Source organism: Bacillus inaquosorum KCTC 13429 (assembly GCF_000332645.1).
GTDB classification, from domain to species: domain Bacteria; phylum Bacillota; class Bacilli; order Bacillales; family Bacillaceae; genus Bacillus; species Bacillus inaquosorum.
Genome location: NZ_AMXN01000008.1, coordinates 71,187 through 90,445, shown reverse-complemented (window position 1 = coordinate 90,445; position 19,259 = coordinate 71,187). Strand labels below are relative to the sequence as shown.

20 protein-coding genes are annotated in these 19,259 nt (G+C 44.9%); 15 read left to right on the top strand and 5 right to left on the bottom strand.

The window, feature by feature from the left end:
• Nucleotides 1–5 precede the first annotated feature (5 nt).
• A complete protein-coding gene (gene natR / locus BSI_RS03475) occupies nucleotides 6–707 on the bottom strand; it encodes a two-component system response regulator NatR (RefSeq protein WP_003241280.1) in 702 nt (233 codons plus the stop codon).
• A 143-nt stretch (nucleotides 708–850) separates the two neighbouring features.
• Between natR and natA the strand changes: the two genes are divergently transcribed.
• From natA to BSI_RS03490, 3 genes are all read left to right on the top strand, one after another.
• Entirely contained in the window at nucleotides 851–1,591 is a 741-nt protein-coding gene (gene natA / locus BSI_RS03480; RefSeq protein ID WP_003241278.1) for a sodium ABC transporter ATP-binding protein NatA, read from the top strand.
• On the top strand, nucleotides 1,592–2,752 hold the full coding sequence (locus BSI_RS03485) for an ABC transporter permease (protein ID WP_003241277.1): 1,161 nt from the start codon (nucleotides 1,592–1,594) through the stop codon (nucleotides 2,750–2,752).
• 135 nt (nucleotides 2,753–2,887) lie between these two features.
• Nucleotides 2,888–3,820, top strand: a complete 933-nt coding sequence (locus tag BSI_RS03490) for an aldo/keto reductase (RefSeq protein WP_003241274.1) — start codon at nucleotides 2,888–2,890, stop codon at nucleotides 3,818–3,820.
• 39 nt (nucleotides 3,821–3,859) lie between these two features.
• Here the strand turns inward: BSI_RS03490 and BSI_RS03495 are convergent, their stop codons facing one another.
• Together BSI_RS03495 and BSI_RS22820 are read right to left on the bottom strand one after the other, a co-directional pair.
• Nucleotides 3,860–4,924, bottom strand: coding sequence for a DUF4352 domain-containing protein (locus BSI_RS03495; RefSeq protein WP_003241272.1), 1,065 nt, complete (start codon nucleotides 4,922–4,924; stop codon nucleotides 3,860–3,862).
• 45 nt (nucleotides 4,925–4,969) lie between these two features.
• Nucleotides 4,970–5,077, bottom strand: a complete 108-nt coding sequence (locus BSI_RS22820; protein ID WP_119913350.1) for a hypothetical protein — start codon at nucleotides 5,075–5,077, stop codon at nucleotides 4,970–4,972.
• Between the two features lie 173 nt (nucleotides 5,078–5,250).
• On the opposite strand from BSI_RS22820, the gene BSI_RS03500 reads away from it, so the two are divergent.
• A complete protein-coding gene (locus tag BSI_RS03500) occupies nucleotides 5,251–6,666 on the top strand; it encodes a YcdB/YcdC domain-containing protein (RefSeq protein WP_003241270.1) in 1,416 nt (471 codons plus the stop codon).
• 185 nt (nucleotides 6,667–6,851) lie between these two features.
• Nucleotides 6,852–8,213, top strand: a complete 1,362-nt coding sequence (locus tag BSI_RS03505; protein ID WP_003241266.1) for a YcdB/YcdC domain-containing protein — start codon at nucleotides 6,852–6,854, stop codon at nucleotides 8,211–8,213.
• A gap of 6 nt (nucleotides 8,214–8,219) precedes the next feature.
• On the opposite strand, the gene cwlK is transcribed toward BSI_RS03505, so the two are convergent.
• A complete protein-coding gene (cwlK, locus tag BSI_RS03510; protein ID WP_003241264.1) occupies nucleotides 8,220–8,723 on the bottom strand; it encodes a peptidoglycan L-alanyl-D-glutamate endopeptidase CwlK in 504 nt (167 codons plus the stop codon).
• Between the two features lie 122 nt (nucleotides 8,724–8,845).
• Here cwlK and rapJ point away from each other — a divergent pair, with 122 nt between their 5' ends.
• The 6 genes from rapJ (at nucleotide 8,846) to znuB (ending at nucleotide 15,278) form a co-directional block, all read left to right on the top strand.
• Nucleotides 8,846–9,967, top strand: a complete 1,122-nt coding sequence (rapJ, locus tag BSI_RS03515) for a response regulator aspartate phosphatase RapJ (protein ID WP_003241262.1) — start codon at nucleotides 8,846–8,848, stop codon at nucleotides 9,965–9,967.
• A 107-nt stretch (nucleotides 9,968–10,074) separates the two neighbouring features.
• The gene (locus BSI_RS03520; protein ID WP_003241260.1) at nucleotides 10,075–10,851 is read left to right on the top strand and encodes an SDR family oxidoreductase; all 777 of its coding nucleotides are present in this window, start codon (nucleotides 10,075–10,077) and stop codon (nucleotides 10,849–10,851) included.
• A gap of 24 nt (nucleotides 10,852–10,875) precedes the next feature.
• Nucleotides 10,876–12,567, top strand: a complete 1,692-nt coding sequence (locus BSI_RS03525; RefSeq protein ID WP_003241257.1) for a glycoside hydrolase family 13 protein — start codon at nucleotides 10,876–10,878, stop codon at nucleotides 12,565–12,567.
• A gap of 183 nt (nucleotides 12,568–12,750) precedes the next feature.
• A complete protein-coding gene (locus tag BSI_RS03530; protein ID WP_003241254.1) occupies nucleotides 12,751–13,728 on the top strand; it encodes a metal ABC transporter substrate-binding protein in 978 nt (325 codons plus the stop codon).
• Between the two features lie 54 nt (nucleotides 13,729–13,782).
• On the top strand, nucleotides 13,783–14,478 hold the full coding sequence (gene znuC / locus BSI_RS03535) for a zinc ABC transporter ATP-binding protein ZnuC (RefSeq protein ID WP_003241253.1): 696 nt from the start codon (nucleotides 13,783–13,785) through the stop codon (nucleotides 14,476–14,478).
• Nucleotides 14,436–15,278 carry a zinc ABC transporter permease ZnuB gene (znuB, locus tag BSI_RS03540; RefSeq protein WP_003241251.1) on the top strand — a complete coding sequence of 281 codons (843 nt, stop codon included), beginning with the start codon at nucleotides 14,436–14,438 and terminating at the stop codon, nucleotides 15,276–15,278. The genes znuC and znuB overlap by 43 nt, the downstream gene beginning before the upstream one ends.
• A gap of 37 nt (nucleotides 15,279–15,315) precedes the next feature.
• Here the strand turns inward: znuB and BSI_RS03545 are convergent, their stop codons facing one another.
• Entirely contained in the window at nucleotides 15,316–16,311 is a 996-nt protein-coding gene (locus BSI_RS03545; RefSeq protein ID WP_003241249.1) for an LLM class flavin-dependent oxidoreductase, read from the bottom strand.
• A gap of 283 nt (nucleotides 16,312–16,594) precedes the next feature.
• On the opposite strand from BSI_RS03545, the gene BSI_RS03550 reads away from it, so the two are divergent.
• Genes BSI_RS03550 through BSI_RS03565 form a run of 4 tightly spaced genes read left to right on the top strand, consistent with a single transcriptional unit; the run spans nucleotide 16,595 to nucleotide 19,239 of the window.
• The gene (locus tag BSI_RS03550; protein ID WP_003241247.1) at nucleotides 16,595–17,194 is read left to right on the top strand and encodes a TerD family protein; all 600 of its coding nucleotides are present in this window, start codon (nucleotides 16,595–16,597) and stop codon (nucleotides 17,192–17,194) included.
• 24 nt (nucleotides 17,195–17,218) lie between these two features.
• Complete coding sequence (locus BSI_RS03555; RefSeq protein ID WP_003241245.1) at nucleotides 17,219–17,800, top strand: TerD family protein; 582 nt, start codon at nucleotides 17,219–17,221, stop codon at nucleotides 17,798–17,800.
• Nucleotides 17,801–17,835: 35 nt separating this feature from the next.
• Entirely contained in the window at nucleotides 17,836–18,414 is a 579-nt protein-coding gene (locus BSI_RS03560; protein WP_003241242.1) for a TerD family protein, read from the top strand.
• Between the two features lie 51 nt (nucleotides 18,415–18,465).
• Nucleotides 18,466–19,239 carry a MeeY/MeeF family manganese export membrane protein gene (locus tag BSI_RS03565; RefSeq protein WP_003241239.1) on the top strand — a complete coding sequence of 258 codons (774 nt, stop codon included), beginning with the start codon at nucleotides 18,466–18,468 and terminating at the stop codon, nucleotides 19,237–19,239.
• Nucleotides 19,240–19,259 lie beyond the last annotated feature (20 nt).

Sequence of the window (19,259 nt, the reverse complement as noted above, 5' to 3'; positions counted from 1 at the left end):
ACTCCTCAAAAATAATAGTTTTGAAAATAATCAAGCTGCTGCTTGGTGATCATCGCTTTTTTAGGCGTTCCCTCAAAGGAAACCGTAAACGAATGCTTTGTATAAGCGGAAAAATGTTTTATGTAATGAATGTTGATAATAAAGGATCGGTGCGAACGGAGAAAATCCTTCTCCGGCAGATCGCCTTTAATATCATTTAATGTTTGATACGTCTGCACTTCTTCGGCGGTTGTCACAATCGTCGTCGAACGTCCCGTCCGTTCTGCGAAAATGATATCCTTTTTTTGCAGAACGTGCATTTCAGATTTTTGCTTAATCAATATCCGCCCATTCAAACTCGTTTCCGTTTTCTTTTTCAAATAACGTTCGAAGGAAGCGTTCAGCCGGTCGGCATGGTACGGCTTCATAATATAATCATGGACATTCAGGTCAAAGGCGTGAACGGCATAGCCGCCGTTGCCGGTGACGAAAATCACATCCACATCAAGCGAATGGGATCTGATCAAATCAGCAAGCTCATAGCCAGACATATGAGGCATCTCGATATCGGCAAGCAGCAGATCAATGTCTCCGGTCTTCACCCGGCTGTAGGCTTCCTCCGCTGAATCGGTGGAAAAGACAATTTCGACATCCTGCATTCTGGATACAATCGCTTCCAGTTTCTCTAAATCTACTCGATAGTCATCGACAAGTCCGACTTTTACCATTATCATTCCCCTAGTTACATAGAATCATCTTTATTCTATCCCATTTCGCGACATAAAAAGAACTCTTCGCGACAACTTTATCCAACAAATCCAGCATTTCGTATATAGTCATTACTAGAAATAACGAAAAGGGAGATTGTGACATGATTACACTGACCGATTGCAGCCGCAGGTTTCATGATAAGAAAAAAGTAGTCAAAGCGGTGCGAGATGTAAGCCTAACAATTCAAAAAGGAGAAGTCGTCGGCATTCTCGGAGAAAACGGTGCCGGCAAAACGACGATGCTGAGAATGATTGCTGCCTTGCTTGAACCGTCACAGGGTGCAATCAAAGTAGCCGGCTTTGACACGGTCAAGCAGCCGGCCGAGGTCAAAAAAAGAATCGGCGTCTTATTCGGAGGAGAAACCGGGCTTTACGACAGGATGACCGCTAAAGAAAATCTGCAATATTTCGGCAGGCTGTACGGACTGAACCGTCACGAGATCAAAGCGAGAATAGAAGATTTATCGAAACGGTTCGGCATGCGCGATTATATGAACCGCAGAGTGGGCGGGTTTTCGAAAGGCATGAGGCAGAAAGTCGCGATAGCCAGGGCGCTGATTCACGATCCTGACATCATTTTATTTGATGAGCCGACAACAGGGCTTGATATTACATCCAGCAACATCTTCCGCGAATTCATCCAGCAGCTGAAAAGAGAACAAAAAACCATTCTTTTCTCCAGCCACATTATGGAGGAAGTGCAGGCGCTCTGTGACAGTGTCATCATGATTCACAGCGGAGAGGTGATTTACCGGGGAGCGCTTGAATCATTGTACGAGAGCGAGCGTAGTGAGGATTTGAATTACATCTTTATGTCTAAGCTTGTCAGGGGGATTTCTTAAATGCTGAGCCACATTTATAAAAAAGAAATGATCGACGCTTTGCGCGACAGAAAAACGATTTTACTCACGATCTTAGTTCCGATGATTACAATGCTCGGGCTTGTCTTCTTTTATGAAAGCATGCTGTCCGACAAAGGGGAGCAATACACACTGGCTGTCGGCCATTCTCTGTCGCCCGCACTGGAAAACAAGCTCAATGCGATTGACGAGATCAGCGTAAAAACATTTGCAAAGCCTAAAGAAGCGGTTGATGATGGAAAAGCAGATGCCTATCTGAACGTCCCGAAAGAGTTCAACTCATATGTCAACAGCATGACGCCTTTTGAGGTTGATGTGTATGGTAATTCAATCGATCAAGGGTCGTCAAATGCCATGCAGCTTGTGCAGTCTGCCTTAGATCAATACAAAAATGAAATTGTGCAGGAACGTTTAACCGATAAACATATTGATCAATCGGTGATCCAGCCGTTTACGATTCAGCAAAAGGAAGCGGACGAGGAGAAAGGGGCTTCCGCTATTATGATTTCTGCCATTCTGCCCATGCTGATCCTAACATCCATTGTTTCCGGCGCAATGCCGATTGCTCTTGATATCATGGCCGGGGAAAAGGACCGGAAATCAATCGAGGCGCTGCTGTTGACGCCAGTCAGCAGAAACAAAGTGCTGGTCGGCAAGTGGCTTGCGGTTTCTACTTTTGGAGTTGCCTCAGGTGTATTGGCTTTGATGTTTTTGATTTTGTCCACCGTGTTATTTACCGATAATTTAAAGACGGCCTTCCAGCTCGGAGATCGTATGTGGGGTGTAATCGGTGCTTCAGCCCTCATCATCGTGCTTTCTGCATTGCTGATCTCTGCGATGGAGCTTTTCATCAGCATCATTTCCAGCTCGGTAAAAGAAGCGCAAAGCTATATGTCTCTCGTCGTCTTTCTGCCTATGTTCCCGATGTTTTTCATCTTCAGCAAGGCACCGAACCAATTTGATTTATCGTACTTTGTCATCCCGTTTCTGAACCTGCATGCGTTATTCAAACAGCTTTTATTCGGGATGGTTGACCCGGTTGCCATTTTGTGCACGTCAGGAACCATTGCCGTGCTTATCGCCATTTTCTATTTACTAGCCAGAGCCTGTTTCTTGAAAGATAAATGGGTTCTGCCAAAATAAACTTGCAAAAGGAGAAATACACTTTCTCCTTTTTGTATATCCTGAAAAAAGAAGGAAAATAGAAAAAGGATATCTAATACAGAAAGTGACCCTGCACTATTTTTCATCAAAATTGGTTTCAAAGGAGAAGGAACAATGGATCAAACACGTACACTTGGCAAGACGAAGCTGCAGGTGAAGCGGATCGGATTCGGTGCGAATGCGGTCGGCGGGCATAATCTATTTCCGAACCTGAATGATGAAACAGGGAAAGATTTGGTGCGCACGGCATTGGATGGCGGCGTAAACTTTATCGACACCGCCTTTATATATGGACTGGGGCGTTCCGAAGAACTAATCGGCGAGGTCGTGCGGGAACGCGGCGTGCGGAATGATCTCATTATTGCTACCAAAGGGGCCCATAAAGAAGTGAACGGCAGCATTGAACTAGACAACAGCCGTGAATTTCTTCGCGGCGAGGTGGAAAAGAGCCTGAAGCGGCTGAAAACAGATTACATTGATTTGTATTATGTTCATTTCCCGGATGGCAAAACGCCTCTCGCTGAAGTGGCAGGCACGCTGAAGGAGCTGAAGGATGAGGGGAAAATCAAAGCGATCGGCGCTTCGAACCTCGACTATCAGCAATTGCAGGAATGTAATGCAGACGGCTATTTGGAGGTCTTTCAGGCAGAATACTCGCTTATTCAGCGTGATGCCGAAAAGGAGCTGCTTCCGTACTGTGAAAAACACGGCATTTCCTTTATTCCTTATTTTCCGCTCGCGTCCGGACTGCTGACAGGAAAATTCACGAAAGACACGGTCTTCGAAGACTTTAGAAAGGACAAGCCGCAATTTCAGGGAGAAACGTTTATTCACAATCTCAAAAAAGTAGACAAGCTGAAAGCGGTAGCGGAGGAAAAACAAGCGGAGACGGCACATGTCGCCTTGGCGTGGCTGTTAACGAGACCGGCGATAGACGCCATCATTCCAGGTGCTAAGCGTCCGGAACAGCTGAAGGATAACCTGAAAACCTTGAACATAGAACTGACCGAAGATGAGTCGAATTTCATCAGTGAGATTTTCACATAAAAAAGGAAATAGCCTTGGAGGCTATTTCCTTTTGGGGTTTTATTCTTTTATGAATGCTTCGACTAATTCTGCTGCTCTGTAATCGTCCATATCAAGCTGCCATTGGTCGATGTCATTTTTCTTCATTTTCACTTCAACCGTTTTTTCAGATGAAGCCGGCCCGAGCTTTTTGAATTCCTCAGGATATACTTGAAGCGCGTATTTCACAGCTTCTTCATAGCTTGCGCCAGCATTTTTGCTGTAGTAGTCTTTCACTCTGTCTTCGATGCGGTCTGAGAGTGAAGATGCATCTACTGGTTTAATTGTGGCTTCAACAATCGCTTCGTCTTTGGAGATCGAAGTTGTTTTCGCCTGAATGGAAGAGTTTTTGCTTAATCCCGCTTTAATGCCGTTCACGATATTATCAAGCGCTTTGCTGTCCGCATATGTGCTGGAAAGGCCGGAAGCTGAGAGATAGCCGTCTTTGGCGGACTCGTTGAAATCATTTACAATTTCATTTTTGTTGGCACCGGTGATTTTTTCGAAATCAGCGTTGTCTTTACCGAAAAGAAGGACATCAACATAAGCTGATAACGCTTTTGCAGAGTCTTGGAGCTGGTCTACTGTCGCAAGGATTTTTTTGTCTTTTCCGTCAATTTTGAAAGTAACTGATTTCGGCTTTTTATCACCGTAAGATTCCGGTGTATAGTTAAGCTCGTATTTCTCGCCTTTATCTACAACGAAGAAAAGGTTTCCTTCAACCGATTTGTCAGCGTTAATCGTGCTGCCTTGAAGCTTTTCGTTATAGTCTTCAGGATCTGTGTCAGACATTTTGGTATCACCTTGATACAAAGTGAAATCCATACTGTCTACATTAAGCGGTTCTTTTCCTGTGTTTTTCACAGCGACATTGACTTTTAACACAAGCTGGTCATCTGAAGTGGACTTATCATACTGAGACGGAAGTGTATAAGAGACATCTTTGATTTTGACTTGAGCTATATCTGAGCTTTTTTCTGTTTCTGAATTTTTCTTCTCCGCGCTTGTTTTGCTTCCGGAACAAGCAGCTGTAAACATCATCAGCAGAAGAATTAGGAAAATAGCGTACGTTTTTTTCTGAAACATTCATTTTTCCTCCTCAAATGGTTTAGGGAAGGGAGTCTTTTGTCTTTAAGAAATGGATCTTTTTGAATGGATTAGCATCATATAACCAAAAAAATCAGTTCTTTTCTCACGGTTTTCACCGGATTTTCTGGAAACTCCGCCCTTCTTTGTCATGAATGGACCTATAAAAAGTTACAACGGAATTAATTTTAAGATTATTAGCTTTTATATTGAATAGGTTCATCATACTATTTTTGGTGAAAAATGTTCTGGTAAAACTGGTAAACTCAGAAATTTGTGTATTTTAGACTACTACTTTTTGATTAGTTGAAGGGGACATAAGAATAATGAAAGGGGCCGTCTTGGTGAAAAAAGAGGAACTGAAACAAAAAGCACTGGAAATCGGCCGGGTGCCGACACACTTAAAACTGGAAATTGAAGATTATGGCGATGATGAGAAAAGAGCACATTTTTGTTGGGTAGATCCTCAGGATGAACACATCGGCATTATCGTGGAACTTGGGACGGACGGGCAGCCGGAATCCCTTTCCCGTGATATTGAGCCTGAAAGCGAAGAAAGGCTGTCTGAGCAGCAATTAGAGGATATCATGCGCCAATTTGTCGAGACTCATTATCCTAGCGCGCTCTCTGCCTTTGTCCGTGAAGAAAATGACCGTACATACGACGATAAAGTGAGATTTTCATATGTTCAAATAGAAGACGGGCTTCCTCTTCCCATGAGCGGATTTATGGCTGAAGTTTCCTTATCAGGTGAGATCATTTACTTCCGCTATTATGGCAAAGCGGGCAGCATCATCAAGCCAAAACGGGTCGCGGATTATGAAGAGGCGCTTGCCTTCATCAAGAAGGACGTGGAGTTCGACCTTTTGTTTGAGGTTCTCCATCGTTCAGTTTACAAAAACGGGGACGATCAGCCGCATTTGGTGTATGAGCCTGAATGCAGGGCCATTACCGTACCTGCAGATTTGGTTCAAGAAGAAAAAGAATTTGATGAAGACGATGACAGGGAGCCGGAAAGCTTTCCTCTCCCTTTATTCGAGGGCATTCACGAAAAGGCTGATCCTGGCAGCATGATCGGCATCGAAAAAGGTTTTGTCAAAGAGCGGGAAGCGGATTTGGGAGACGGGAGAATCGGGACCGTTTGGCGGAATCCGGATGATCCTGTGTATCAACCGGCTGATAAAAGCATGGACAGCTGGTTGAAAGGGCGGACTCATCAAGTGCTGAAAACCATCCATAACAAAGAAACCGGAAAACTCGAAGGCGTCATGTCATTTATGGAGAAAAAAGGGCCGTTGACAGTAACTGAGGCAGAGTGCGAAAAAATTGCGCTTCGCTTCCTGTTTGCTTTATTTCCGAATGCCGATCAATATTTTAAGATCAGGTACGATGCACCGGATGAAGAAGAAAACGCAGTCGCTGGTTTTACATTTGAAGCGCACTGTCACGGGGTCCCGCTCCGGTTTGGGCAGATCAGAATCTGCGTCAGCCGCCAGACAGGGCACATTACCGTTTATATGGGACCGGATATTGACCCAAAGGAGCTGGAAACCATTCATCCCGTTCCGGCCATTTCTGCAGAACAAGCCAAGTCTATTTTTTGGCAGCATTTTAGAGTTGAGCTGGGCTGGGAGAGAGAATACCGTGATGATGAAGAACACACCTACCGGCTCGTCTACAAACCGGTGTATCCGCGTTTTATTGAAGCCCATACAGGAGAGCCCGTTATCAGTTCATGGTAAAACAGTCAAAAGTCACACAAATGCCGCAGGTGTAAAAGGTGATATGTGATGAAAGTAGCAGAAAGGATATTGAAAAACAATGACAATAATAGAAAAGGACCTTTCTTCACTTTAAATGAAGAAAGGTCTTTTTATATAATAAACAGGATTCTCTTTGTCGTAGACTCTTTGAAAGGATGACTTCATTGGTTACTAAACAGCTGAAAAAGAAGGCGCAAGAGATCGGGAATGTACCGCCTCATTATGAGCTTGAGATAGAAGATTACGACCAGAAGCAAAAGAAGAAGGGGCAGGCATATTTCATCTGGAAGGACCCTGAAGATCCGGAAAAGCACATTATAGTTGAACTCGGAAATGATGGTGCTTTACTCACCTTTTCAACAACCGTGCGCTCTGAGGCAGACAAAAAACTTCCAGATGCCGAGCTGAAGCTGACGGCTCTTCAGTTTGCTGCTGCCAACCATCCCGGCACATTTATGAAGTTTCATTTTCAAGGCAAGGAAGAACGGGGGCAGCACGTCCGTTTTGTCTATACCAAAATGGAACTGGGGCTTCCGCTTCCCAATTCAGGCTTTTTAATTGATATGACACGCAGCGGACAGATTGTCCATTTTTTATATTACGGAGAAGAGCATAAAGCCGAAGTTCCAAAGGAATTTGTAGCAAAAGAGAAGGTAGTGTCTCATTACTTAAATACAATGTCTTTGCAGCTGATGTACGATGTCATTGATGGCGAACAGTCACCCAGGCTTGTGTATGAACCGATTCTGCCGGGATACAGCTATCCCGCGGATGTAGACGAAATCGTGCCCGACCAGCATATTGCAGATGAAAGAATAGAAAACGGGGCGCCCCTGCCGCCGCTTCAGAACACGGACGAAATCGATATATATGCCATGCTGGGCCTCACCTCTGATATGCAGAAAGTCAGTGAAAAGGACTTTGGAGAAGAAATGGGAAGCACGTGGCGCAAAGGCACTGCGCCGGAGCGGAAGGATTTAAGCATAGGAAGCTATTTTGAAACGAGAAATAAAAACACAATCAAAATGAAGACTGATAAAAGAACAGGAAAATTAAAAGCGGCGATCTCTTTTATGGACCAGCGGAACACCAGCCAATGCTCAACGGAAGAATGCCAGGAGACAGCGCTTCAATTTTTGTATGCCCTCTATCCAAGAGCGGCTGAGTTTTTCAAAGTGAATCCCGTCCGAATTGATGAAAGAGGGAGGGTCCGCAATCATTTTTCTGTCTGGTATAAAGAAGTGCCGCTGCGGTTCGGCGCTGCCCGCATCATTGTCAATCCGGAAACCGGAAAGATTGACGCTTTTATGGCGCCGGATATTGACCCTGAACAATTAGAAACAATAAATCACAGGCCGGATGTTTCAGCTGAAGAAGCGAGAGAAACGTTTTTAGCCGCTTTTGATGTGAAGCTGGAATGGCAGCCTGATTTTACAGCAGGCAGCGATCAGCATTACAAACTTGTATATAAGCCGGTTTATCCTTCCTATATTGATGCGCACATAAGGAAAAAGAAAAGGCTGTGAGGGTGTCTAGTCAGGAATCATCTCCAGGTGGGGGTAGTCCTTGAATCGTTTCCAGTCCCCGCCCCACTTAAAACCGAGTTTCTTAGCAATCTCGACAACCTCCAGCCAATCTGATTTTCCGTTTTGATTGCCGTCATATTCCATATCCCATATGATGCTGCCATCCTTTTTTTGAAGGGCGAAATCAATAGCTAAACCATAGTTATGATACGATTCCCCTCCTCTTGCATAGGTGACAATATTCCCTTTTTTTGTACGTCCCTGTTTATATAATTCGTCTTGTTCCTTAAAGGACCTGAATCCTTCTGTAATGACAACGCTAATGCCTTTATTCGCTGCTGCGGCCTTTAGAGCGTCGGCATTCTGCTTCACAATCGGATGAAGAGCCGAAGGAACGGGCATATCCTGCAGGGCGTTTTGAGAATGCCATTCGTGCCGTATATAACTAAAACACAGATCAAGAAGAAACAGAATACATAAGATAACGGATGTTTTTGCGGATAATTTCATATCGGTCTCACTTTCTCATGATGTGTTGAATGTTAACGCTTTTAAGAGATTGACTCTCTCTAAAAGAGAACAGCTATGATAAAATATAACATAAATAGTAGCAGGAGGAAGGAGGCAGACCGATGAGAGCAAAGATTCCATCTGAAGAAGTAGCAGTAAAGCTAAACGAATGGTACAAGCTCATTCGCGCATTTGAAGCAGATCAAGCAGAAGCGTTAAAGCAGGAGATTGAATACGATTTAGAAGACATGGAAGAAAATCAGGACTTGCTTTTATATTTTTCTTTGATGGAATTCCGGCATCGAATCATGCTCGATAAGCTGATGCCGGTGAAAGACAGCGACACCAAGCCTCCGTTCTCTGATATGCTGAAAGAAATTGAAAGCAATCAGCAAAAACTCACAGGCTTATTGGAATACTACTTTTATTATTTCAGAGGAATGTACGAATTTAAGCAGAAAAATTTTATATTAGCGATTGACCATTATAAACATGCCGAGGAAAAGCTCGAGTATGTCGAGGATGAGATCGAAAAAGCTGAGTTTCTTTTTAAGGTTGCCGAAGTGTATTATCACATCAAACAAACATATTTTTCCATGAATTATGCGAGCCAGGCGCTAGATATCTATACGAAATATGAACTGTACGGGCGCCGCCGCGTACAGTGTGAATTTATCATCGCCGGAAATTTGACCGATGTTTATCATCATGAAAAAGCGCTGACACACTTGTGCAGCGCCTTAGATCATGCAAGGCAGCTTGAGGAAGCGTATATGATCGCCGCTGCCCATTATAATGTCGGACACTGTAAGTACAGTCTGGGTGATTTCAGTGAAGCGGAGGGCTATTTCAAAAGAGCCGCCGCCATTTTTGAGGAGCACAACTTTCAGCAGGCCGTTCAAGCTGTTTTTTCACTGACCCATATCTACTGTAAACAGGGAAAATACGACAAAGCGGTAGAGATGTATGACCGCGGGATAAAGAGCGCGGCTGAATGGGAAGATGACATGTACTTAACGAAATTCCGCCTCATTCATGAGCTGTATCTTGGCGACGGCGACAGGAGCGTGCTTGAAGAATGCTTTGACCTGCTGGAATCCCGCCAGCTTCTTGCCGATGCTGAAGAACTGCTGCATGATACAGCGGAACGTTTCAATCAGCAAGAACGCTACAAGTCCGCCGCATTCTTTTACCGCAGGCTGATGAACATTAAAAAAACGCTTGCCGAGCAGCGTTTTCAATAGAAGATGGCAGAGAACATACAGGTTCTCTGTTTTTTTATGCTGTTTCCAACCCGGAAAAATAGGGTATTTTCCACTGCATAATGAAAATTCAGAGGAGGATATCGTTTATGTATAAAGACTTAACCGGAAAAACAGCGATTGTGACAGGTTCTTCAAAAGGAATCGGGAGAGCCATTGCGGAACGGTTCGGACACGAGAAAATGAATGTTGTCGTGAACTATCACAGCGATCCGTCGGGAGCCGATGAAACTGTGGACATCATTAAGAATAACGGAGGGCAGGCCGTCGCAGTTGAGGCGGACGTGTCAAAAGAAGAAGGGATTCAGGCGCTCTTGGACGCCGCTTTAGAGCATTTCGGCACACTTGATGTGATGGTGAACAACTCCGGCTTTAACGGCGCGGAGGCCATGCCGCATGAGATGAGCCTTGAAGATTGGCAGAGAGTCATTGATGTCAACGTCACCGGAACCTTTATGGGAGCAAAAGCAGCGCTTAGCCACATGATGAAAAACAATATCAAAGGCAATGTGCTGAATATCTCGAGTGTTCACCAGCAGATCCCGCGCCCCGTGAACGTTCAGTATTCCACGTCCAAAGGCGGTATCAAGATGATGACAGAAACGCTTGCGCTCAACTATGCGGATAAAGGAATCCGCGTCAACGCGATAGCACCCGGCACCATTGCCACAGAATCAAATGTTGATACGAAAAAGGAAGAGAGCAGGCAAAAACAACTGAAAAAAATCCCGATGAAAGCCTTCGGAAAACCGGAAGAGGTGGCGGCAGCAGCTGCTTGGCTCGTATCTGAGGAAGCAAGCTATGTGACCGGCACAACACTCTTCGTCGATGGCGGAATGACACTTTATCCGTCTCAGCTTGAATAGAACACAAAACAGGGGGACTGCGGGATGAAAACAGAGTGGTGGAAGGATGCGGTGGTGTATCAAATTTATCCAAGGAGCTTTCAGGACAGCAATGGAGATGGAATTGGAGACTTGCGGGGGATCATTTCCCGTCTTGACTACATAAAGGAGCTTGGGGCAGATGTGATTTGGATTTGCCCGATTTATCCTTCTCCGAATGTTGATTACGGTTATGATGTGACGGACCATAAGACGGTTATGGATTCATACGGAACGATGGATGATTTTCACGAGCTGCTTGACCAGGTGCACCAGCGCGGGTTAAAGCTGGTGATGGACTTTGTGTTAAATCACACCTCGGTCGAGCATCCATGGTTTAAAAAAGCGGAGCTGGACAAAAAAAGCAAATATCGCAGCTATTACTTTTGGCGCCCCGGCACAAAGAACGGCCCGCCGACGGACTGGGTGTCTGACTATGGATGCCCGGTTTGGCAATACGAGGAGCATACGGGGGAATATTATCTCCACATGAATGCTGTCAAACAAGCTGATTTAAATTGGGAGCATCCTGAGGTGCGCCAAGCGGTATTTGACATGATGAGATTTTGGCTCGACAAAGGGGTGGACGGCTTGCGCATTGACCAGCTCCACCTCATCTCTAAGAAAGAATATCTTCCTTCGTATGAGGACTATATCATCAGGCAGGCAGAGCCGAAGCCTTTCCAGCCAAATGGCGAACGAATTCATGACTATTTAAAAGAAATGACAGATGAAGTATTTTCCCGGTACGATGTCATGTCTGTCGGAGAGGTTGGCAGTGTCACACCGGAGGAAGGGCTGAAGTATACGGGAACTGATAAGCATGAACTAAATATGATTTTTCATTTTCAGCATATGGAGCTTGACCAGCAGCCCGGAAAAGAACATTGGGATCTGAAACCCCTTGAGCTTTCTGATTTAAAATCGGTTTTGACAACATGGCAAAAGAAGCTTGAACATCAAGGCTGGAATACATTGTATTGGTGCAACCACGACCAGCCCCGGATTGTGTCCAGGTTCGGAGACGATGGGGAATACCGCAAAGCATCTGCGAAAATGCTGGCCACCGTTCTTTATCTTATGAAGGGCACGCCGTATATTTATCAGGGAGAAGAAATCGGGATGACAAACGCGCCGTTTACCCGGATTGAGGACTACAAAGATATCCAAACGATCAATATGTATCATAAACGGGTGTTTGAAAAAGGCTATGATCCAGAAGATGTGATGAGATCGATCTTAGCCAAAAGCAGGGATCACGCCCGGACACCGATGCAGTGGAGCAGCGGCAAGAATGCCGGATTTACTGACGGCACGCCCTGGCTGAAGGTCAACCCGAACTTCTCGTCCATCAATGTGGAGGAAGCTCAGACAGACCCTGATTCGATCTTAACCTATTACAAAAAGCTGATCAGCCTGAGAAAGCAGTACGCTGACCTCATCAAAGGGAGCTATGACCTTTTGCTTCCGGATGATTCGCAGCTGTTTGTATACATGAGAGAAAACGGCAAACAGCAGCTTTTGTCGGTCAATAACTTTTCAAAAGACCAAGCTGTTTTCCGATGGCCTAAGCACTGCGGCAAGGAGCAATCATCCCTGCTTCTCGGCAATTATAAAAACAACGGTGATCTTGCTGATGAAATGGTGTTTCAGCCTTACGAGAGCAGAGTGTATCTTCTCGACAAAACAGTCAAATGACTCAACCCGGCTTTTTCAGCCGGGTTTTTTCAAGTACATATATTCATGCTGCAGACGGGAAGAATAAAATCAAAATGAAAATTAATCTTGCAAAACGTAATGACTTCGGTTTATTATGATATAGGATTACAAAATCGTTATCATTTTGATTTAAGTCACTATGAAAAAGAGGGGATATACAATATGTTTAAAAAATGGAGCGGTTTGTTTGTGATTGCAGCGTGCTTTTTATTAGTGGCAGCATGCGGCAACTCATCAACAAAAGGGTCAGCGGATTCGAAGAGTGATAAACTGCACATTGTCACAACGTTCTACCCGATGTATGAATTTACGAAACAAATTGTAAAAGACAAAGGAGATGTGGATCTGTTAATTCCATCTTCCGTCGAGCCTCATGATTGGGAACCGACGCCGAAAGACATTGCCAACATTCAAGATGCCGATTTGTTCGTTTATAATAGTGAGTACATGGAGACGTGGGTGCCGTCAACTGAAAAAAGCATGGGCCAAGGCCATGCCGTTTTCGTTAATGCGAGCAAAGGCATTGATTTAATGGAAGGCTCTGAAGAAGAACATGAAGAGCACGGAGAGCACGAGGAACATGAACATGGGGAGCATGAGCACAGCCATGCAATGGACCCTCACGTATGGCTCAGTCCTGTTCTGGCGCAGAAAGAAGTTAAAAATATTACGGCGCAAATCGTAAAGCAGGACCCGGATAACAAAGAATACTATGAGAAAAATAGTAAAGAATATATTGCAAAACTGCAGGATCTTGATAAACTATATCGTACAACCGTAAAAAAAGCGGAGAAGAAAGAATTCATTACGCAGCATACAGCTTTTGGCTATCTGGCAAAAGAATACGGTTTGACGCAGGTTCCGATTGCAGGGATTTCGCCCGACCAAGAACCGAGCGCAGCCGACTTGGCAAAGCTGAAAACATATGCCAAAGAACATAACGTAAAAGTTATTTACTTTGAAGAAATTGCATCCTCAAAGGTCGCAGATACGCTCGCCAGTGAAATCGGCGCGAAGACAGAAGTGCTTAATACACTGGAAGGCTTAAGCAAAGAAGAACAGGATAAAGGTTTAGGGTATATCGACATTATGAAACAAAACCTCGATGCCCTGAAAGATTCACTATTGGTTAAATCATAAGATAGTGTGCGCCGGAGGGTGCACACTATTTCTTTGTGAGAAAGGAAGATTGACATGAATCTCGTCTCATTGAAAGATATCGTTTTCGGCTATTCCCACACGCCTGTTTTGGATAAAGTATCACTTGATATTGAAAGCGGTGAGTTTGTCGGCATCACGGGACCAAACGGCGCCTCTAAATCAACGCTCATGAAGGTGATGCTTGGCATGCTGAAACCGTGGGAAGGCACGGTGACGATCAGTAAAAGGAATACAGAAGGAAAACGCCTGACAATAGGGTACGTCCCGCAGCAAATTTCTTCATTTAACGCTGGCTTTCCGAGTACGGTGCTGGAGCTTGTTCAGTCAGGCCGCTATACAAAAGGGAAATGGTTTAAACGTTTAAATGAAGAAGATCATATCGAAGTGGAAAAAGCGCTGAAAATGGTGGAAATGTGGGAGCTTCGCCACCGGAAAATCGGCGACTTATCAGGCGGACAGAAGCAGAAAATCTGTATCGCCAGAATGCTTGCCAGCAATCCGGACCTCTTAATGCTGGACGAACCGACAACAGCCGTTGACTATGACAGCAGAAAAGGATTTTACGAATTTATGCACCATCTCGTGAAAAATCACAACCGCACAGTTGTGATGGTTACTCACGAACAAAATGAAGTACAGCAATTTTTAGATAAAGTGATTCGATTAGAGAGAGGAGAAAAAGGCGGATGGAAATGTTTGACTTGGAATTCATGCGACGAGCTTTTCTAGCAGGCGGCATGATTGCCATCATGGCCCCGATTTTAGGGGTGTATCTCGTTCTCAGAAGACAGGCCTTAATGGCTGACACACTTTCGCATATTTCATTGTCGGGTGTTGCCATCGGCTTTTTCCTCAGCACCAATATTACCGCGGCGAGCATAGTCGTCGTGACCATCGGCGCTATCGGGATTGAATACATGCGGCGGGCATATCGGACGTATTCAGAAGTATCCATTGCCATCTTAATGGCGGCTGGTTTGTCCTTCGCGATGTTTTTAATCAGCCTTTCAAAAGGCACCGCCAACATGAGCATCGATCAATATCTATTTGGATCGCTCGTGACAGTAAACCAGCAGCAGGTGTATATTATCGGCATCATTACACTGCTGATTTTGCTTTACTTTATCGTACTGAAAAGGCCGCTCTACCTGCTGACATTTGATGAAGCAACAGCAAAAACATCCGGAATTAACACAAACGTTCTGTCGATGTCATTCAGTATCGTCACAGGCCTTGCGATCTCGGTCATTATTCCGATCATCGGGGTTCTTCTTGTATCAGCCCTGCTCGTATTGCCGGCAGCATTCGCCATCAGAATTGCTAAGGGCTTTAACATGGTATTTATCACAGCCATACTCATTTCGTTATTTAGCGTATTTATGGGACTGACATCATCTTATCAGCTCGGAACGCCGCCAGGGCCGTCCATTACCCTGCTTTTGATCGTTCTCCTGCTGATCGGATTTGTGGTTCAGGGAGTTTGGATGTTTATCAAAAAAGAAGCCCAGCGTAAAAAAGGGCGCCAGTAACATGAAAAGCAGTTTTCCCTAGGGAAAACTGCTTTTTTTATAGAAACAATTCAGCAAGACGTTCATAAGATTCTTTTTTCGCCTCAAAATCAAACACATTGCATAGAACCATAATTTCATTTGTTTCATAGCGGTCTGTGAGCTCTAAAAGCTGCTGTTTGACAGTGTTTGGAGAACCGATCACCATCCGCTTTCTGTTTTCCTCTATAAGTTTTTTATCGGACTCTGTGTAGGGATGCGCTTTTGCTTCCTCGATGGTCGGCACGCGGCTATCCAAGCCTTTTCCGACGCGAAGAAGCCATAAATCCTGGCTTAATGTGAGCTCTTCTGCCTCTTCATCTGTTTTTGCGCAAATGACAAAAATCGTAAACAAGGCGGACGGGGACGAGAAATGGGCTGATGGCTGAAAGCTTTCCCTGTAGACGCGAAACGCATTTTCTCCTCGTTCGGGGTTAATGAAATGCCCAAACACATACCCAATGCCCTGGTGCGCCGCGCGTCTTGCGCTGTTTTCACCGAGACCGAGCACCCACAGCTCCGGTGCAGTGTCAATAAGGGGCGCCGCTTTGATTCCGGCATACGGATGCCCGGCAGGAAGCGAATCCGTGAGAAAATAAGAGACATCCTGCAGCTGTCTGTTAAAATCGGTTAAGCTTTTTTTCACCCCGTCCGTTAAGGCAAGACGGGTTTTTGTCGTGCCGCCGGGGGAACGCCCGACGCCAAGGTCAATCCGGTTTGGATACAGTGCCTCAAGCTGGCGAAAGGTTTCGGCCACCTTAAATGGGCTGTACTGGGGCAGCAGCACCCCGCCTGACCCGACACGAATCGTGCTTGTCTGTGCTGCGATGCGGGCGATCATGATTTCAGGCGCTGTGCTTGCCAGTCCTTTCGTGCTGTGATGTTCGGCAAACCAATAACGTTTATAGCCCCACTGTTCGCTTAATTGGGCTAGCTCAACCGAATGCTGAAGAGTCGTCACAGGGCTTTTTCCTTTAGAAACAGGTGCCTGATCAAGTATGCTTAAATGAATCAAAAGGCCGCTTCCTTTCTGTCTGTTTTTAGAATGTGACACAAGAATAGGCAAAATGACTCGCTCACGTCAAATGGTTTGTTTAAGATTTGTACTTCATAGCATTTGCAAAACATATATCAAATATGGAAGTTTTTTTTCGAGGATTTTCGTCAATTATTCTTAACTTTTACGAAACTTTGATATAATAACAAACGTATATATTAATAATTTACGGCTTATTTTCCTTATGAGCGTAAAAATAAATGTGACTATCTTCACATTTCGATGAGTAGGAGTGAATCGTGTGGCAATTTCTTTAGAAAAAGGTCAGCGAATTGATTTAACAAAAGGAAAAGCCGGTCTGTCAAAATTGATGGTCGGTCTCGGCTGGGACCCGGTTTCTTCAGGCGGAGGGTTTTTCAGCAAACTGCTTGGCGGAGGCGGTGCGAATATCGACTGTGACGCTTCAGTGCTGATGCTGGAAAACGGAAAATTCACCGATAAAAAGAATGTCATTTATTTCGGCAATCTGAAAAGCCGCTGTGGCAGTGTAAAGCACACAGGCGACAACCTGACAGGCGACGGTGCGGGCGATGACGAGCAAATTATGATAGATTTGGAAAAAGTGCCTGCAAACATCGATAAGCTTGTATTTGTTGTTAATATTTATGATTGTGTCAGAAGAAAACAAGATTTCGGCATGATTCAAAATGCGTTTATCCGTGTGGTTGATCAATCTAATCATGAAGAAATGCTCAAATACAATTTGAGAGACAATTATGCCGGCAGAACAAGCTTGATTACAGCAGAAATCTACCGCAGCGGCAGCGAGTGGAAGTTTGCGGCGATCGGTGAAGGCACAAATGATACGAGATTAGAAGATATTATCAGCCGATACGCGTAAAAGAAAAAAAGGAGTGGATGAAACATGGCAATTTCATTGGCAAAAGGACAAAAAGTAGATTTGACAAAAACAAATCCGGGTCTTTCAAAGGTTGTTGTCGGTTTAGGCTGGGATACGAATAAGTATGACGGCGGGCACGACTTTGACCTTGACTCAAGTGTATTTCTGTTAGATGCAGCAGGGAAATGCGCGTCTCCAAACGATTTTATTTTCTACAATCAGCTTGAAGGCGGCAACGGTTCAGTCGTCCACTCAGGCGATAACCTGACAGGCTTAGGCGAAGGCGACGATGAGAATGTAAAGGTGAATCTCAGCGCTGTGCCGGCTAACATTGATAAAATCTCATTTGTTATCACAATTCACGAAGCGGAAGCACGCAGCCAAAACTTTGGACAAGTATCAAACGCGTTCGTTCGCATCGTAAATGAAGAAACAAATGAAGAGCTCATCCGTTATGACCTTGCGGAAGATTTCTCTATTGAAACGGCAATCATTGCAGGGGAGCTTTACAGACATAACGGCGAGTGGAAATTCTCCGCTATCGGCTCAGGCTACCAAGGCGGTCTTGCCCGCATCGCAACAGACTACGGTTTGCAAGTCGGTTAAGACCAATTACGAAGAGCAGAAAGGAGAGAGGCAGTATGGCCATTCAATTATCAAAAGGACAGCGCATTGATTTAACGAAAACAAATCCAGGACTCACAAAAGCAGTGATCGGCTTAGGCTGGGATACAAACAAGTACTCCGGCGGGCACGATTTTGACCTGGATGCTTCAGCCTTTTTAGTTGATGCGCATGATAACTGCGTGAATGATCTCGATTTCGTCTTCTATAATAACCTTGAACATCCGAGCGGCGGTGTCATCCATACGGGTGACAACCGCACGGGTGAGGGCGACGGAGATGATGAGCAGATTATCGTTGATTTTTCGAAAATCCCTGCTCACATTGAGAAAATCGGCATCACAGTGACCATTCACGACGCAGAAGCACGCAGCCAAAATTTTGGACAAGTTTCCAATGCGTTTGTGCGCGTTGTGGACGAAGAGACGCAGAATGAGCTTCTTCGCTTCGACTTGGGAGAAGACTTCTCCATTGAAACAGCTGTTGTCGTTTGTGAGCTTTACAGACACGGCGGCGAGTGGAAATTCAATGCGATCGGCAGCGGTTTTTCCGGCGGACTGGCTGCATTGTGCCGGAACTACGGTTTGCAAGTGTAAGCGAGTGACAAATAGAGAAGTCACCGTTTTAAATTAATAGGAGGAAAAAACTTGGACTTTTTACATCATATCATGTCTACGTATGCTTCATTTTTCGATTGGAAAATGTGGGGAGAGGTATTGTCTGATCCTGTTTCCTGGGGTCTGATCGGTTCCCTTGTTGTTCTGGAAGGCCTTTTATCGGCCGATAACGCGCTTGTTCTTGCGGTGATGGTCAAACACCTGCCGGAAAAACAGCGGAAAAAAGCGTTAACGTATGGTTTGTTTGGAGCTTATATTTTCAGGTTTATTTTCATCGGGCTCGGTATGCTCCTCATTAAATTCTGGTGGATCAAGGTGCTTGGCGCGCTTTATCTCGCTTGGCTCGTCATTAAGCACTTCTGGATCGGCGAAAAAGAAGAGGAAGCGGACGGCATTAAGAAAAATTCTTGGATGGTCCGCACATTCGGTATCTTCTGGGCAACTGTTATTTCAGTTGAATTGATGGACCTTGCCTTCTCTGTGGACAGCATCCTGGCCGCATTTGCGGTGTCAGAAAAAGTATGGGTGCTTCTGATCGGCGGTATGCTTGGTATTCTAATGATGCGTACAGTGGCAAAAGTATTCCTTGTCCTGATTGATAAAATTCCTGAGCTCGAAAACACAGCATTCGTGTTAATCGGAATTATCGCGCTGAAAATGGCGGCAAGTGCTTTCCATTACGAAATGCCGCACTCTGTATTCTTCATTATCATTATCGCTGCATTTGCGGTAACCTTTATCATTCACTACATCAACAAACAAAAGCAGGTGCGTGAACAAACAGCCGCTTCAAAAGAAGAATAAAACAAAACAAGGAGGGAGGT

Coding starts and splice junctions, on each gene's coding strand:
- BSI_RS03490 (WP_003241274.1), top strand. CDS start 2,888: ATGGATCAAACACGTACACTTGGCAAGACGAAGCTGCAGGTGAAGCGG.
- BSI_RS03530 (WP_003241254.1), top strand. CDS start 12,751: ATGTTTAAAAAATGGAGCGGTTTGTTTGTGATTGCAGCGTGCTTTTTA.
- BSI_RS03485 (WP_003241277.1), top strand. CDS start 1,592: ATGCTGAGCCACATTTATAAAAAAGAAATGATCGACGCTTTGCGCGAC.
- BSI_RS22820 (WP_119913350.1), bottom strand. CDS start 5,077: ATGACAAAGAAGGGCGGAGTTTCCAGAAAATCCGGTGAAAACCGTGAG.
- BSI_RS03495 (WP_003241272.1), bottom strand. CDS start 4,924: ATGTTTCAGAAAAAAACGTACGCTATTTTCCTAATTCTTCTGCTGATG.
- BSI_RS03555 (WP_003241245.1), top strand. CDS start 17,219: ATGGCAATTTCATTGGCAAAAGGACAAAAAGTAGATTTGACAAAAACA.
- znuB (WP_003241251.1), top strand. CDS start 14,436: ATGGAAATGTTTGACTTGGAATTCATGCGACGAGCTTTTCTAGCAGGC.
- natR (WP_003241280.1), bottom strand. CDS start 707: ATGGTAAAAGTCGGACTTGTCGATGACTATCGAGTAGATTTAGAGAAA.
- BSI_RS03500 (WP_003241270.1), top strand. CDS start 5,251: ATGAAAGGGGCCGTCTTGGTGAAAAAAGAGGAACTGAAACAAAAAGCA.
- BSI_RS03520 (WP_003241260.1), top strand. CDS start 10,075: ATGTATAAAGACTTAACCGGAAAAACAGCGATTGTGACAGGTTCTTCA.
- natA (WP_003241278.1), top strand. CDS start 851: ATGATTACACTGACCGATTGCAGCCGCAGGTTTCATGATAAGAAAAAA.
- znuC (WP_003241253.1), top strand. CDS start 13,783: ATGAATCTCGTCTCATTGAAAGATATCGTTTTCGGCTATTCCCACACG.
- rapJ (WP_003241262.1), top strand. CDS start 8,846: ATGAGAGCAAAGATTCCATCTGAAGAAGTAGCAGTAAAGCTAAACGAA.
- BSI_RS03525 (WP_003241257.1), top strand. CDS start 10,876: ATGAAAACAGAGTGGTGGAAGGATGCGGTGGTGTATCAAATTTATCCA.
- cwlK (WP_003241264.1), bottom strand. CDS start 8,723: ATGAAATTATCCGCAAAAACATCCGTTATCTTATGTATTCTGTTTCTT.
- BSI_RS03560 (WP_003241242.1), top strand. CDS start 17,836: ATGGCCATTCAATTATCAAAAGGACAGCGCATTGATTTAACGAAAACA.